We start from the raw sequence: 15,454 nt of genomic DNA, 5'->3' as shown, positions 1-15,454 counted from the left end.
TTTTAATCAAATAAACCGCTTATATTGTCTCCAATTAGTAATTTTTCATTAATTTAGGACTTGTCAAAAGTCGAGACCGTGCACACGCAATTTTGGGGTTTCGAAATCTGTACCTGCCTAAAATATTTTTAGCATTAGCATCAGAAATTTATCTAAATGAAAAGTTTACTATTATTGGTTGCGGTCTTATGTGCCTTGCCATTGTCTGCCCAGGATCTTTTCCCATTATGGGATTCCAATCAAAAATTACCTGAACTAAAGGATATTCCTATAGTTGAAAACCTTGAATTTTCTGTAATAAAACCATTTGAATTTGAAAAAGATGGTTACAGGTTTTTACACGGAGTGGCATTAATCTGGCACAAGGACAAACTCTACGCTTCCTTTGGACACAATAAAAATGGTGAAAACACCGTAACAGAAGAAGCCAATTACCGTGTCAGTGAAGATGAAGGTAACACCTGGGGACCAGTAAAAAAAATAGGGGGAGGCGGAAAAGTAGCTGTTAGTCATGGAGAATTCCTATCCTATAAAGACAAATTGTGGGCATTTATGGGAGAATATGATGGCATCATGGAAAATCTTCGTGTTCGGGCTTACCTGTTAAATGAAGATACGGACAACTGGGAGGATAAAGGAATAGTCGCAAGAAATAACTTTTGGCCACTTGCCGCTCCTGAAAAAATGGAGGATGGCAATTGGATAATGTCAGGCTTCCAAGTAAATGAAACTGGCAGTGGCAACAATCCGCCAGCGGTAGCGATTAGTCAAGGGGATAATTTCACAAAATGGGATGTAGTTGTTATCCCTATGAAAACAAAAAGCGTTTGGGGAGAAAGCACCATCATGATTGATGGCCCAAATATTATAAATGTGGCTCGCTGGGGAAAGGAATCGATCGCTCTAGCTTCTAAAAGCGAGGATTATGGCAGTACTTGGTCGGAACTTAGATCCAGTAATTTACCAATGACAACATCGAAACCGTATTCAGGTCAATTAAGTACTGGCGAGTATTATTTAATCGGTGCTAGTTACAAAGGAGTCAATAAATCAAGAAATGTCCTTACTATTGCCCTCAGTCGACCAGGAGAATTGGTGTTTTCTAAAATGTTTGTAATTCGACACGCTGTCTTTCCAGAAGGACCAGGAGAATCACACCCAAAAGCTGCATTGGCATATCCTCATGCAGTGGAATACCAAGGAAAGCTTTACGTTGGCTATTCCAACAGCGGCGGCAAAGTTGGCCGACCCATTAGTGAAGGCAGATCTTCATGGAACAACAACAGTGCGGAAATGGCTATTATTCCTCTCGAAATGATAACTTCTCAATAACCTTAAAATAAAAGTGGGTAATCTGGGCTTTCCTTATTGATCAAAAATTGAGTCAAACTACTACTTACCCTGCCTCATAATCAAGGTTAAAATTTAAAACATCAAACCAATGCTATACATCAAATTCGATATACAAGACCCTACAAAATTTAAAGATTTTCAAAAGCTATATGCCCATATGGAAACTGTAAGGCAACCCGGTTTTAAGTTCGAGGAAGAAGAGTCTCCTGTTATTGATTGGGAAAAAGTGACTAATGAAGAGGAAGTAAATGAAGCACTGAAAAAACTAGATGATTTTTTTGATGAAGACCCAGCCGTTAAAAGGTACCAAAAATTAATTCCAGACTATGTCAATGAATTTTTAGAATGTTACCTGGTAGTGGACAATGATAAATTAGGGACTCTTGGAATTCAGGAAACCTTGGCTATATTCAATTATATAGAATTCGGATTTGAAGTGTTCTTTACTAAACTTGAAAATCAAGATAATAAAAGTGGGCTCATTGAATATGTGGCAGATAACTTCCCATATGGCGGTATCGATCGGTTCTTAATGGTATTGAAAGCATTTGACATGATCCCTACCGAATGTTTTGATGGTTTTACGATCTTCGAATTTGAATGGAATACTGACTTTGAATACAGTACTAAAGATTTGCCAGAAAAAACAAAAAATTACCTGAAAAGTAAAAGAAATGAAACTTAAAGGCCATGATAAGTGAAAATGACTTAGTTGAATCAATTTTCGTCAGAGATTTCAGTAACAAATCTATTGATCTCCTGAAAGAATACAAAGGCAAACCACTTTTGCTCCTTATCTATAACAACCAATGTTTGGGTTGTACTGGTAGAGCGATACCACTGGCCTACGAGTTGCAAAAAGAAAATGAGGAGCTACAAGTTGTCGGCATTCATGCTAGCTTCAATGCAAGCCTAGTAACTGAAAGCGATATAAAAAGTATTTTTACAATTGATAAGCTTCCCTTCCCCATTTATTTAGACAATGGAAGGGCTGTTTATGATCAATTTGATTCATCCGGCACCCCAGAATGGGTTTTAATCACAAGAGACGGCAAATTAAACCGTACTATATTCGGATCTCAAGAAGGGGCACAGAATCGTTTGTTTTATGCAATAGAGCAGCTTAAAGCAGAATAATTAATGAGGTTTAAACTTTTAGACCATTTCTTTATCGCCTTTTAAATTTATTTAAAACATCTATCAAAACTTAAAGGATCTGGTTAACTATTCAACTCTATTTTTTAAATACAATGAATGGATTATTGACAAGCTTCAAACAATTCTTAAATTGAAGTAAATTCACAAAACAATATTTAGTTAATAAATCTTTTATATAAGTTTCAACTTATTTACACCTTAGCTATCTCGATTTATGAAAATGTATATCGTCGTAAAAGACAATATTCCAGATAAGTTAATCCCAGTGATTACTGCTCATGCCTCCTTGGCATGTTATAAAAAATTCGAGGAAAATGAGCAAATGAAGCAATGGATCGGCGGGGTTTTTAAAAAAGTGGTTTGTCTGGTAAATGAAGCTTCGTTTAACAACCTTAAAAGTGAAACCGAAAATATCTTGCTAACAGAATCCAGTCTAGGAAACAAGGAGGTTTGTCTGGCTTTTTGCCCAAGAGAAGAATATCCCAAAAAATTCAAGTTTTTGAAAATGTGGACGCCACAAGGAATTGAATAAATGGAAAATCAATTTTTTAATCTGCTCCTTAAGACAGGAAATATCCTTATTTTTAGAAATGAAGACAGGATAAGCTTGCAATTCAATTATGAAAATGGGGATCATTGCTTTTTGGCTCCTACCGATACCCAAGACCTCATTCAACTATTGACAATGCTTTGTCAGCACCTATGGGAGGATAAGAACTACAAAAAAATACCCTATATAAAACAATTGTTCGTAGAAAATAAAAATGCCTTCAGTTGGGGAATTGATTCCTCGGAATTGACCATTGAAAGAAGTAAGTTAGGTAATGGCATAGTGCTTAAACACCAAGGGGATAACCCTTTGAATTTAGAAGTAAACCAAGTAGTTGAAATAGTGCAAATTCTGGAACGGTTAAACATTTAACCAAGCTTGTGAATACTGATTTACATTTTTATAGCTGCCTTATTTTTTTATCATTTTAAACGTTTTATAGATTCGATAGCCCTACTTTTGAAGGATAAAGTTAATTGAGCGTGGTTGCTACCTAAATTAGGTAAAAATTTGAAAGTCATTGGCACCCTAATTTTAAAATTGTATAAAGAATAATGGGATTGAATATTGTATTAATTGAACCCGAAATCCCTACGAATACGGGGAATATTGGTCGGCTAAGTTTAGGTTCGGGGTCAACATTGCACCTCGTAAAACCCTTTGGATTCGAACTAAGTGATAAACGATTAAAAAGAGCCGGACTAGATTACTGGAAGCACATCTCACTTTTTATTTATGAAAGTATTGACGATTTCTACGCAAAAAACAAAGGCAAACAATTTGCTTATTTCTCAAGTCATGGAACCCAAGATTACTGTTCCATTGATTATCAAGAGGATATGTTTCTTGTATTCGGCAAAGAATCGACCGGTTTGCCTGAGAATATAGTAGCAAAAAACCTTGATTTAGTATACAATATCCCAATTTATAGTCCTCATATTCGAAGTTTAAACTTGGCAAACGCAGTAGCTATTGTTGTATATGAAGGTATAAGAAACATAAAAACGCAATAAGGCATGGCTTCAGATAAACCAAAGCGAGAGAAAGAAAGGCTACATTCACGTAACAAAAACCGAGAAAAATATGATTTGAGTGCTTTGTCAGTTGCTATCCCAGCATTGGGAAATCACATAAGACCCAGCAAATCTGGAGAACCTTCTATTGATTTCACTGATCCTATTGCTGTTAGACTTTTAAACCGAGCAATACTCCATCACTATTACGGTATAAAGCACTGGGAATTTCCAACAGAAAATTTATGCCCTCCTATACCAGGAAGAGCAGATTACCTCCATTATATTGCCGATATATTGGCTGAAAACAATGCTAACACCATACCCACTGGAAACAAATTCACTTGTCTTGATATCGGCGTTGGGGCAAGTTGCATTTATCCAATTATTGGGGTAACCAGTTACGGTTGGCGCTTTATCGGGTCTGATGTTGATCCTAAATCAATTGCATCGGCCCAGCAAATTGTACAAGCAAATTCATCATTAAAAGGCAAAATTGAGTGCCGTTTACAAAAAGAACCTAAGTTCATTTTTAAAGGCATCATTAATCTCAACGATAGAATCGATTTAACAATAAGTAACCCTCCCTTTCATTCATCGATAGAAGAAGCCCAAAAAGGAACGCGGAGAAAGATTAAGAATCTATCGGGCAAAAATGTAAAAACACCTACACTCAATTTTTCAGGTTTAAGCCATGAGCTTATATTTGATGGTGGAGAAGCCAGGTTTATTCAGAAAATGATTAGTGAAAGCAAAAAGTTTTCTAAAAACTGCTTCTGGTTTTCGACATTGGTCTCTAAGGAGTCAAATCTTAAAAGGATTTACAAATTACTAGAACAGGTTGGTGCGAATCAGGTAAAAATGATCCCATTAGGAACAAATAATAAATCAAGCCGAATAGTAGCATGGACATTCCTTACAGAGGAAGAAAAACAAGCATGGATAAAAAAGAGATGGTAAATCTTAATTTTAAATAGCCATGTATAAGACCAGCCACTTTGTTTATACCATCCATTAATTTGATATGGGGTAGCTGAAATCATGAATCCCTACTCTTGATTCAAAATTTTCAAATTACATTACCAACTACTCCCCCACATATCACCTATTTTATTAAGCCTTAAAATCCAGGTCCAGGTCGAAGAGGTATTCAGTTATTCAACGAAATAGCCAATAAGATATCTAATACCTATTTCATTCGAAATCAATGCCATTTCCTGTATTCCGAAATCATTTTGCAAAGAGCAGCTTAAAACATAAAGTAATTTTAGTTACAAATCACGAAAAAGAAAGGAATGCGCTTATCTTTGTTTCACCAAATAATCATTACGGATAAAGAAAAAAAGCCATGGCCCGTTCCGCTTTATTTTAGTATTAGGTACTTATATTAATCAAGTTCACCAATCGAAATACAAGCCCATTCATTGTTTAATTCTCTGTTTCAAAAACTAAAATAAATTCTATCAAATGAATCGAATTTTTATTGCCTTTTTTTTCCTCTTAATACAAACCCATCTTTTTGGACAAGTCATACAAGGAACCGTCATAAACAGCAAAAAAGAGCCCATTTCCGATGCTCAGGTATTAAACTTGTCTACCAAAATGCACACCCATAGCGATGAAAAAGGCCAATTCAATCTTCAAAACATCACTGCTGGGGATACTCTTAAATTGTCTCACTTGGGATATGAATTAAACAATACCATCATTTATAATTTATCTTCTCCTTTAACGATTCTTTTGGAGGAGAAATCCATCTCTCTGGAAGGGGTAGTTATATCACCAAAGACAAATGCCTTAAACCTTATCACGGCCATAGACTTACAAACCAATCCTGTAAATTCCTCCCAGGATATTCTAAGACAGGTTCCAGGACTTTTTATTGGACAACATGCTGGCGGGGGTAAAGCGGAGCAAATTTTTTTAAGGGGCTTTGACATTGATCATGGAACTGACATTGGCATTACAGTGGATGGCTTGCCAGTCAATATGGTCTCACATGCGCATGGCCAAGGCTATGCAGACTTGCACTTCGTTATTCCAGAGACTGTAGACAAAATTGATTTCGGCAAAGGACCCTACTATGCCGACAAGGGAAATTTTGCCACAGCAGGGTATGTTAATTTCAAAACCAAACGCAACCTGGATAACAGTTCTATAAAAATGGAGAAGGGTCAATTTAGCACCAACCGTTTATTGGGTATGTTTGATTTAACAAACAATGAAAAGCATGACGCCTACATCGCCACTGAATACCTCAGTACAGATGGCCCTTTTGAAAGCCCTCAAAACTTCAATAGAATTAACTTATTTGGAAAGTATACAGGGAATATCACCCCCATGGATAAATTAGGAATTACCATTTCGCAACTATCAAGTAAATGGGATGCCTCTGGACAGGTTCCACAAAGGGCAATTGACTTGGGATTGATTAGTCGCTTCGGCGCCATTGACGACACAGAAGGTGGCAATACAAGCAGAACCAATGTTTTGATCAATTACGAGAAATTTATAGACGAACAATCCTATATAAAAAGCACTGTGTTTTACAGTCATTATGACTTTGAACTTTACTCCAATTTTACTTTTTTCCTTGAAGACGAGGCAAATGGTGATCAGATCAAACAAAAAGAAAACCGAGATATTTATGGATTAAATAGTGAGTATTTTCGCACATTTTCCATAAATAAAGTTGAAACTACCGTTCAGGCTGGTCTTACGCTTAGAAATGACCAGAGCAATGGCAATGAACTGTCTCATACGTTAAATAGAAGACAGACCCTTTCAAACATTCAGTTGGGAGATATTAATGAGACCAATTTTGGCACTTATTTAAACACTAACTTTTATTATAAAAAATGGACTTTCAACCCTTCCATTCGGGTTGATTATTTTGATTTTCAATACAATGATGCTATGCAGGTTAATTACCAAACCCAAGCTTCATCAAAAACGATAGTAAGCCCTAAGTTGAATATATTGTATGATTACACTCAAAATCTTCAAGTGTATTTAAAGGGGGGAAAAGGTTTTCATTCCAATGACACCCGAGTTATTCTTACACAAAACGGTAAGGAAACCCTTCCTGCAGCCTATGGATTGGATGCAGGCTTTGTTTGGAAACCTGTTCCCAAATTACTTGTAAATTCTGCTTACTGGTATTTATTCTTAGAACAAGAATTTGTATATGTAGGAGATGCTGGCATTGTGGAGCCAAGTGGAAAAACCCGAAGACAAGGAATTGATTTAAGTCTCCGCTATCAACCATTAAAATGGCTTTTCTGGAATTTCGACACCAACTACACACATGCAAGGGCGATAGAAGAAGAAACTGGGGAAAATTATATCCCTTTGGCTCCTGATTTCATTTTAGAAAGCGGCTTGAATGCCATTCATAAATCAGGTATTTATGCTGGGGCGAATGTGCGTCATATCAAAGACAGACCTGCCAATGAAGACAACTCAATTGTTGCTGAGGGATATACAGTGGTAGATGTGAACATTGGCTATAAGTGGAAAAAATTGAACTTTGGAATACAAGTTCAAAACCTACTGAACACTGAATGGAATGAGACCCAATTTGCTACAGAATCAAGGTTGCAAAATGAACCTATTCCCGTAGAAGAAATTCACTTAACTCCAGGGACTCCCTTTTTTATTAAGGGTAGTATTGAATATAAATTTTAACCCCTATTTCAAAACACTTTTTTGTTTAGATTTTGTAAGTATAGTTGCAAAAAAGGAGTGCAACTATACTTACAAAAACTTTTCGTTTAGGGAGGCTTAGCTAAAAATTTGGGTTCTGGTGCGAAATCTACTGGAATTCCTGCAAATTAAAACTTGGTAGCTTTTCTTAAAGTGAATTTGCATTAAAAGTGTCTCCCAATGAAACATCTCCCGTTTCAAAACCCTTTTTAAACCACCTTACCCTCTGTTCTGATGTTCCATGGGTAAAAGAATCAGGTACTACCCTACCCGAGGATTGCTTTTGCAATCGGTCATCCCCAATGGCATTTGCTGCATTTAAAGCTTCTTCAAGGTCCCCTGCTTCCATCATACGCATTCTACTTTCAGAACGATTTGCCCAAACACCAGCAAAAAAATCAGCCTGTAATTCCAACATTACAGAGTATTTATTGTATTCCGTCTCGCTAACTTGTCCTCTCAGCTTGTGCACTTTGTCCGTTGTTCCCATTAATTTCTGAACATGGTGACCAACTTCATGTGCAATGACATAGGCCTGCGCAAAATCTCCTGGGGCATTTAATTTGCGTTCCATGTCATCGAAAAAACTGAGGTCAATGTACAGTTTTTCGTCTCCTGGGCAATAAAATGGACCTGTAGCACTAGAGGCAGAACCGCAAGCCGAAGAAACTGACCCTGTAAACAATACAAGAGTAGGCTCACGGTAATTTTCCAAAATTCCATTCCATACATCTTCTGTACTCGCTAGGATTGTCGCACTGAATTCTGCCAGTTCATTCTCCTTGTCAGTACCTTGATAAGCAGGGGCGGTAACTTGCTGGCCACTGTTTCCAGAAATTAAACCGCTGAGTAAAGTCAAGGGATTGTTACCAGTAATAAAGGAAACAACAATAAATAGACCTGCAATGACCAACCCCACCTTTGAGAAAAGTATTTTGATCAAGGGACCCATCAGCAAAGAACTAAAGCCACCAAATCCTCTGCTGGGACCAGACTGGCCTCTACGGTCATCCACATTTGAACTTTGACGTCTACCTTGCCATTTCATAATTAGGGTACTTAAGTGGTGAAAATTAATCAAGTTATAGCTCAAATATTATTTTTTGCCATAGTTCAGAAATATAGGAATAAAGAAAAGTTTTATTACCAACTGCAGGAATTTAATTTTTAGGCTCAGCTTATCAACTAGTTTATACATAAAACTAAAAAAATAATGCTTGTCTCCTTAAAACGAGTTCCTATTGAACATTAATGGTACTCTCTCTGAAGATGGATCAATACAAAATGATTAAATACAGGCCAAATCAATACATAAGGAACCAAGAAAAAACACGCTCTTAATCAGAACCAACACATATAATTTGTAAATTATGGTTGAATTTTTAGATTCCTCATGTCAAAATTGATTAAGTCTTCCTACTATTTCCCTTTACAAGTCACTATTGATGATAGGGAACCAGCAACCCTGGAAGGTGAGTTCCAGAAAATAGGAAACATGATCATCAGTCGTCAACGCCTGATGACAGGCGATTACCTTTTTGATCGGGATTTTTTGGTGGAAAGGAAAACCATTCCTGATTTTTGCCAATCCATAAAGGACGGGCGATTATTTAAGCAGGTGAAAAACTTAACCAATTGTCAGGTGCCAGCTTGCCTTATTTTGGAGGGAAAGAATCAGCAATTTAAGAAAACTGATTTTTCACCCCAGGCCATTCAGAGCATACAGCTCTCTATTTCTTTAGCTTTCAGACTTCCAATACTTAAGACAAAAAATTTCCATGAGACAGTTAGGCTAATGTTGAAATGCTACATACAACTAACCAAATACAGGGTAAAAAATTTTATGTTTAATCCAAGAACCTCTGTATTTAAAAAGAAAAGTAACCCTTTACTTGCCCAAAGAATTCACATACTTGAAGGTTTTCCAGGAATAGGCACCGACAGGGCTGAAAGATTGTTAAAGAAATTTGGAAATCTTCACGCAGTGTTTACAGCGGAAGATGCAGATTTTCTGAAATTGCCAGGGTTTGGGAAAAAGACTGTTGATCAGCTAAGGGATGTTTTAAACAAAAAAAATTAAACATGATTTAAAGAACAATCTTTTTTTAACAAAGGACAGCATAGGTTTTAGTCCACAAATTCCCTTAACTTTAAAGGCACAAATTAATAAAAAGACAAACAATACATTAAATAGTTATTTACAATGAAAAAATCTGTTTTCACCTTAATTATCATTCTTTTTGCAAAAAGCATTTTTGCCCAAAGCATCGAAAAATTTCCTGTAAGCGAAAACTGGCTTGAGGAAATTGAATCTTTGGCTCCCTCTTCAGCAAGAGTTAAGGCCACAGTGAAAAAAATCATGGTTTTTTCACAACACACAGGATTTTACCATTGGACTATACCACACAATGACGAAATGCTAAAGATTTTGGCAAAAAAGTCGGGTGCCTTTGAAATTACCATCGCTCGAGATATCGACAGTTTCGACAAAAAGAATTTAAAAAAATATGATGCTGTAATATTAAATAATTCCAATCCATCAGGACCAAAACGTGATCTTTTCTCTGATCTCTTGGAGCAAAACTCTAGCCTTGATACCAATACCATTACTAAACTTGCCGCGCAGTATGAAAATAATCTGATGGAATATGTGGCTAAAGGTGGGGGGCTAATGATAATGCACGGTGCGATCACCGTACAAAACAATTCTATTAAATTCAGCGAAATGGTCGGTGGAAGTTTTGACTACCACCCCAAACAACAAGAAATGCATTTAAAAGAGGTTAACCCTGAGCATCCTTTAGTACAGGCTTTTAATGGCGAAGGTTTTACCCATATTGATGAACCCTATTTCTTCAAAAACGCTTATTTTGATTATAATTTCAAACCACTTTTGTACATTGAAGCAGATAAGTTGGAAGGGGTAAAAAATGAGGTCGAGAACAACATCATTTATGTATCTTGGATCAAACGTCATGGAAAAGGCAGGGTATTTTACAGTTCTCCTTCACACAACCCACAAAGTATGAACGCGGAGTTGCTTCAATTTTTTCTGGATGGCATGCAGTATGTTGTAGGCGACCTCCATTGTGATGACAGCCCAATGGGCAGCTAAATGAAATACAATGTGAAACTGACAAAAGCCCCCAAAGTGAATAAGGTTTTCGCCAATTATCCAGGTTTAGTGAAAGCTAAAATGCTTTAACTTCGGAAATTGGTTATTTAGACAACGATATCCAATCTGAGGAAATCTCAAAGTAGGGAGAATCAAATTTTCGGACTGATAATGGCAGTACCCTAAGAATGGATTGGAAATAAAAACTCCAAACCAATAAGCCATGTATTTTATAAGTACCAGCAGATTGGGATCTATCTTTAGGAGCGTTATTGAAGTCACATTTGACTTTGAAGGGAAACGTGCCTTCATTTTCAACTCGATCAAAAAGTACCAGAAACTGAATTAAAAACATACATAAAAGCAGCCCTAACGTATCATAAAGTAAAACACTTGATAACTTTGGGCATGTATTTTTTCAAAATGCAAATGATTACAGAAGCCCTTTCTATCAATAGAAAGGGCTTTTCTTATTAAATGAATGGCCGCTTTTATTTCCTTTTGAGCACTATTAATTGTTTAAACCAGAATTATGTCATAGGATTCTTAAAACCTATTTCTGTGTTTAGGGAAAGTGCTTTACTCTCAGGAAAATCAAGATTTCTGGAGATTTTAGCATAGCAACGAAGTGGCTGATTTGTCCGCCAGGGCGGATCAGCACCTAATAGATTTTCTTTTGCATTTTTAGGGTTAAACACATAAGATTCTCACCAATTAAATGTGAAGGCTTGGTAGGTACATCATACCCCCTTTAATCCGAACAAAGGAAAATCTATCCACCACTCCAATCTGATGAACAGCTTGAACCTGAAGTGGGTACCACTTTCCCATTGAAACAGAAGAACTAAACCATAACGACCCAAAATAAACCAAAATCAAATATTCAATATTGTTTGAGGATGGACATCATTTGCATATAAAAAATCAATTTTTAACTAATGAACAAAAGTTATAAGCCATTAATCAGCAAAACAATAAGTATATATTTTTATGATTTAAAATATTAAATATAGCATGTTTTTTATATATTAATAAAAAATATTCACGTAAACTTTAATTTTATGAAAACACTTTATACAAAATTAAAGACCTTTTTATCACGATTCTCAACATGCCTTATTTTAATAAGCATTTTGTCATCGGGGCCTTTGACGGGAGAAGCAAGATCAAATCATGGAATTGCATCCGAGATGGATTTTCAGGATGTAAATATGATATCGGGTGTAGTTACCGATGAAAATGGAAATGGACTACCCGGAGTAAGTATCCTTATTGAAGGAACCTCCAATGGGACCATTACAGAATTAAATGGGTCGTATAAAATTAATGTTGTTAACAATGCCGGTGTTTTAATATTTACATTTCTTGGTTATGAAAAACAAGAAATATCCGTATTGAATAAATCCGTTATCAATGTTTCAATGGAACCCGATATCAAATCTCTCGAAGGGGTGGTGGTTACTGCCATGGGAATCGAAAGAGAAGACAAAACAATAGGTTATGCCGTTTCTACGATAAAAGGGGAAGACTTGGCGCAGGCCACCTTGGTAAATCCAGTCAGTACCTTACAGGGGAAAACTGCAGGAGTACAAATAAGTACAACTTCTGGAGGAACGTTTGGTGGATCTAGAATTACAATAAGAGGTAATTCAACTTTTGGCCAAAATACACAACCGATATTTGTCGTCGATAATGTTATCATGGACAATGACGTTAGTGGAACAGGTGGGGCCGATTGGGGCAATCAATTGAAAAACCTAAATCCTGATGATTTTGAATCTGTCACTATTCTGAAAGGTGCTGCTGCATCTGCACTGTATGGTTCACGGGCAATTAATGGCGTTGTTATCATAACAACAAAATCAGGCAAAAAAAAGAGAGGAATTGGCGTAAGTTTTAATCAAACATTAGGCACTCGTTTTATTTCAGATCAAGTTGATTTTCAGGATCAATATGGTCAGGGGCAAACCGCAGGATGGTTTACCTTTAATACAAATGGCCCTAATACTTACCCCCGGGAAGACAAACACGATACGAGGCAATTTCCTTTTTATGATATTACAACAGACCTTCCTTCTTTACAATACAATCAGTATGAAGAACATGCTGCAAGTTGGGGACCCAAATTTGAAGGACAAGAATACATTGATTATGATGGGAGTCGAGCCCAATGGGTAGCACAACCGGATAATTACAGAAAAACTTTTAATACAGGAATGATTAGCAATACCAACATCTCCTTAGATGGCGCTGGAGAAAACAATTCCTTCAGGGTATCCTTTTCTAATTTCACTGAAAAAGGGGTTATACCAAGAAACAACTTTGATAGGAAATCATTGAGCGTTAAAGGAACTCAGGAGTTAATTGAAAATCGCTTGACGTTAATGCATTGTTTCATTACACCCGCTCACTAGCGGAAAACCCAGTAAATCCTGGTGCAAATTCGGATTGGTTCCATACCGGGTTCCCTAGAAATTACAATGTAGATAAATGGAGAAATAATTATAAAGATGTGGATGGTGGAGTGCCCTATCCTACAGGAAATGGCAATTACTACTACACCCATTACAGTGCCAAATGGATGAGCATGAACCATAATTACTCCGGTAGAACGGAAGGTTCACTGGTAGCAAAAGCCAATATTGACTATAAGATAATGGATATCCTGAGTTTTTCTTTAGAGGGTAATATTAACCAATTCACCCTATCCACAGAATCTAGAGGCATTGCTACAAGTGCTGACCGGCTCAATGGTAGCTATTCTCTAAGTAACGGGGAGAAGTTTCAATCAACTTTTGATGCTAAACTTATGTACAATACTGATTTAAATCCAGACCTCAGCTTGAATATAATAGGTGGGGCAAATTCTTGGAATACAAAGTCAATTGGAACGAGTGTAGGAACGAGTGGCGGTTTTGTTGTGAGGGATTTTTATAATATTCTAAATTCCAGACTAAACCCAAATGTATCTGGCGGAACAAGTTATGAAAAAAGGATAAACTCATTTTATGGATATGCTACGGCATCATTCAAAAATAGTGTTTTTTTAAATGTAACTGCAAGAAACGACTGGTCCTCAGCTTTGGTATATCCTGACGGATCAGGTGACCCCTCCTATTTTTACCATTCTGAAAGTTTGTCATGGGTACATAGTGAGGATTTAACTTTACCATCAGCCATCTCCTCACTCAGGTTGAGAGCATCCTATGCTGAAGTAGGAAATGATACAGATCCATTTAGAATTTCTACTGGGTTTGTACCTGCAGGAATAGGGTCTAGTAATATCCCCATGTATAGATTTGAAAATTCAACTGCCGTTTCACCCAATATAAGGCCTGAAAAAAAGAAATCTATAGAATTGGGTTTCAATGCTTTATTGTTTGATGGACTGGTCAATTTTGATTTCAATTTTTACAAGGACAATACAATAGACCAAATTATACCTTTAAGCGTACCCAATGAAAGCGGAATCGGTTCAATTCTTTTAAATGGAGGGAATATCCAAAACCAGGGTATTGAAATTCTAGTAGATGTTGCGATCATTGATCGACAGGATATGTCTTGGAACCTAGGTTTTAACTGGACCAGAAACAAAGATAAGATCCTCGAGCTTGTTCCTGGAGTAACAGAGTTTAATTTGTATGGAGATCCTGCGGATGCCAATGCTGCAACTGCCTCTTATGCTTATGCAGGTGGCGTTTATGGAGACTTGGTTACGCGTAAAGGATACAAACCTTACCAGGCCACTGATGCAGGTGGGAATAATATTGACCATCCTAATAATGGCATTCCTATTTTGAGTCCCAGAAACGGATGGTCAATAGCTTATCCCATAGGCATCCAAAACCTTGATTCTCTTCATGTCATGGGAAATATGCAATCTGATTGGTTTGGAGGAGTTAACTCAAATTTTAGATACAAGGGACTTAGTTTGGGTGTGCTATTTGACGTCCGTTGGGGAGGTGAAATTTATTCAGCTGATGCCCGCTATGGGTTACACCAGGGCGTTATTGAGAGTTCATTGCCCAACAGGGATGCCTCTCAAGGTGGGATTGTATGGACCAGTGACGGGCAAGGTCAGAATATTTATGGTAAGGAATATGAGGACGGGTACATACCCCATGGAGTGTTTCCAGATGAAACAACAATCACGAGTGGTCAAGCAGATAACAGGACATCAGTAGATGTGGGTGGAATGACTTACGAAGATGCTTATGCCCAAGGTTTAGTCGAGCCTACCCATTGGTCTGGGTACATTTATAGATGGACATCTGCCAGTACAGGTACCCCCATAACCGGTGTGTATACACAAAAATGGGTTGCTTTAAGAGAAGTCTCACTGACCTATCAATTGCCTTCTGACCTGTCTAACAGATTAAGAATGCAAAATGCATCCCTCATTTTGACTGCCAGGGATCTCCCATTTATTTACAACTCCATGCCCGATAATATCAACCCTACCATAAGTAATAATTTAGCAGCCAACCCTTTACAAATGAATTCGGCTCCATACATTACTTCGATGACACTCGGTATAAAGGCAAACTTTTAATTTTGAAG

The 15,454-nt window shown here is 37.0% G+C and carries 13 protein-coding genes; 12 read left to right on the top strand and 1 reads right to left on the bottom strand.

From position 1 onward, the window contains the following. The first annotated feature begins 156 nt into the window (after nucleotides 1-156). The 8 genes from AAC073_RS14680 (at nucleotide 157) to AAC073_RS14645 (ending at nucleotide 7,761) form a co-directional block, all read left to right on the top strand. Nucleotides 157-1,332, top strand: coding sequence for a sialidase family protein (locus AAC073_RS14680; protein ID WP_339924537.1), 1,176 nt, complete (start codon nucleotides 157-159; stop codon nucleotides 1,330-1,332). A 109-nt stretch (nucleotides 1,333-1,441) separates the two neighbouring features. After that, complete coding sequence (locus AAC073_RS14675; protein ID WP_339924536.1) at nucleotides 1,442-2,038, top strand: hypothetical protein; 597 nt, start codon at nucleotides 1,442-1,444, stop codon at nucleotides 2,036-2,038. Nucleotides 2,039-2,043: 5 nt separating this feature from the next. Then, complete coding sequence (locus AAC073_RS14670; RefSeq protein WP_339924535.1) at nucleotides 2,044-2,490, top strand: redoxin domain-containing protein; 447 nt, start codon at nucleotides 2,044-2,046, stop codon at nucleotides 2,488-2,490. 235 nt (nucleotides 2,491-2,725) lie between these two features. After that, on the top strand, nucleotides 2,726-3,043 hold the full coding sequence (locus AAC073_RS14665) for a peptidyl-tRNA hydrolase (protein ID WP_339924534.1): 318 nt from the start codon (nucleotides 2,726-2,728) through the stop codon (nucleotides 3,041-3,043). Further along, entirely contained in the window at nucleotides 3,044-3,433 is a 390-nt protein-coding gene (locus AAC073_RS14660; protein ID WP_339924533.1) for a hypothetical protein, read from the top strand. It abuts the gene before it with no gap. 182 nt (nucleotides 3,434-3,615) lie between these two features. Beyond that, the gene (locus AAC073_RS14655; protein WP_339924532.1) at nucleotides 3,616-4,074 is read left to right on the top strand and encodes a tRNA (cytidine(34)-2'-O)-methyltransferase; all 459 of its coding nucleotides are present in this window, start codon (nucleotides 3,616-3,618) and stop codon (nucleotides 4,072-4,074) included. Nucleotides 4,075-4,077: 3 nt separating this feature from the next. Beyond that, nucleotides 4,078-5,034, top strand: a complete 957-nt coding sequence (rlmF, locus tag AAC073_RS14650) for a 23S rRNA (adenine(1618)-N(6))-methyltransferase RlmF (RefSeq protein WP_339924531.1) — start codon at nucleotides 4,078-4,080, stop codon at nucleotides 5,032-5,034. A gap of 507 nt (nucleotides 5,035-5,541) precedes the next feature. After that, complete coding sequence (locus tag AAC073_RS14645; RefSeq protein ID WP_339924530.1) at nucleotides 5,542-7,761, top strand: TonB-dependent receptor; 2,220 nt, start codon at nucleotides 5,542-5,544, stop codon at nucleotides 7,759-7,761. Nucleotides 7,762-7,927: 166 nt separating this feature from the next. On the opposite strand, the gene AAC073_RS14640 is transcribed toward AAC073_RS14645, so the two are convergent. Further along, nucleotides 7,928-8,827, bottom strand: a complete 900-nt coding sequence (locus tag AAC073_RS14640) for a neutral zinc metallopeptidase (RefSeq protein ID WP_339924529.1) — start codon at nucleotides 8,825-8,827, stop codon at nucleotides 7,928-7,930. Nucleotides 8,828-9,172: 345 nt separating this feature from the next. On the opposite strand from AAC073_RS14640, the gene AAC073_RS14635 reads away from it, so the two are divergent. The 4 genes from AAC073_RS14635 to AAC073_RS14620 all read left to right on the top strand — a co-directional run bounded on the left by AAC073_RS14635 (nucleotide 9,173) and on the right by AAC073_RS14620 (nucleotide 15,446). Next, nucleotides 9,173-9,859, top strand: coding sequence for an ERCC4 domain-containing protein (locus AAC073_RS14635; protein ID WP_339924528.1), 687 nt, complete (start codon nucleotides 9,173-9,175; stop codon nucleotides 9,857-9,859). A 123-nt stretch (nucleotides 9,860-9,982) separates the two neighbouring features. Continuing rightward, the gene (locus AAC073_RS14630) at nucleotides 9,983-10,894 is read left to right on the top strand and encodes a ThuA domain-containing protein (RefSeq protein WP_339924527.1); all 912 of its coding nucleotides are present in this window, start codon (nucleotides 9,983-9,985) and stop codon (nucleotides 10,892-10,894) included. Between the two features lie 1,061 nt (nucleotides 10,895-11,955). Beyond that, nucleotides 11,956-13,308: a TonB-dependent receptor plug domain-containing protein gene (locus AAC073_RS14625; RefSeq protein WP_339924526.1), complete on the top strand. Its 1,353-nt coding sequence runs from the start codon at nucleotides 11,956-11,958 to the stop codon at nucleotides 13,306-13,308. After that, nucleotides 13,284-15,446 (top strand): hypothetical protein, encoded by a 2,163-nt coding sequence (locus AAC073_RS14620; protein WP_339924525.1) that lies wholly within the window; start codon nucleotides 13,284-13,286, stop codon nucleotides 15,444-15,446. Before AAC073_RS14625 ends, AAC073_RS14620 begins: the two co-directional genes overlap by 25 nt. Nucleotides 15,447-15,454: the final 8 nt, after the last annotated feature.

Origin of the sequence: uncultured Cyclobacterium sp. (genome assembly GCF_963977555.1) — a bacterium.
GTDB lineage: Bacteria > Bacteroidota > Bacteroidia > Cytophagales > Cyclobacteriaceae > Cyclobacterium.
Note: the sequence above shows the minus strand (reverse complement) of the source record. Positions and strands in the feature narration are given on the sequence as shown.

Bases quoted from the DNA above. Each gene is read 5' to 3' on its own strand.
- AAC073_RS14635 (WP_339924528.1), top strand. From the start codon at position 9,173: ATGTCAAAATTGATTAAGTCTTCCTACTATTTCCCTTTACAAGTCACT.
- AAC073_RS14655 (WP_339924532.1), top strand. From the start codon at position 3,616: ATGGGATTGAATATTGTATTAATTGAACCCGAAATCCCTACGAATACG.
- AAC073_RS14680 (WP_339924537.1), top strand. From the start codon at position 157: ATGAAAAGTTTACTATTATTGGTTGCGGTCTTATGTGCCTTGCCATTG.
- AAC073_RS14630 (WP_339924527.1), top strand. From the start codon at position 9,983: ATGAAAAAATCTGTTTTCACCTTAATTATCATTCTTTTTGCAAAAAGC.
- AAC073_RS14625 (WP_339924526.1), top strand. From the start codon at position 11,956: ATGAAAACACTTTATACAAAATTAAAGACCTTTTTATCACGATTCTCA.
- AAC073_RS14645 (WP_339924530.1), top strand. From the start codon at position 5,542: ATGAATCGAATTTTTATTGCCTTTTTTTTCCTCTTAATACAAACCCAT.
- AAC073_RS14665 (WP_339924534.1), top strand. From the start codon at position 2,726: ATGAAAATGTATATCGTCGTAAAAGACAATATTCCAGATAAGTTAATC.
- AAC073_RS14670 (WP_339924535.1), top strand. From the start codon at position 2,044: ATGATAAGTGAAAATGACTTAGTTGAATCAATTTTCGTCAGAGATTTC.
- rlmF (WP_339924531.1), top strand. From the start codon at position 4,078: ATGGCTTCAGATAAACCAAAGCGAGAGAAAGAAAGGCTACATTCACGT.
- AAC073_RS14640 (WP_339924529.1), bottom strand. From the start codon at position 8,827: ATGAAATGGCAAGGTAGACGTCAAAGTTCAAATGTGGATGACCGTAGA.
- AAC073_RS14675 (WP_339924536.1), top strand. From the start codon at position 1,442: ATGCTATACATCAAATTCGATATACAAGACCCTACAAAATTTAAAGAT.
- AAC073_RS14660 (WP_339924533.1), top strand. From the start codon at position 3,044: ATGGAAAATCAATTTTTTAATCTGCTCCTTAAGACAGGAAATATCCTT.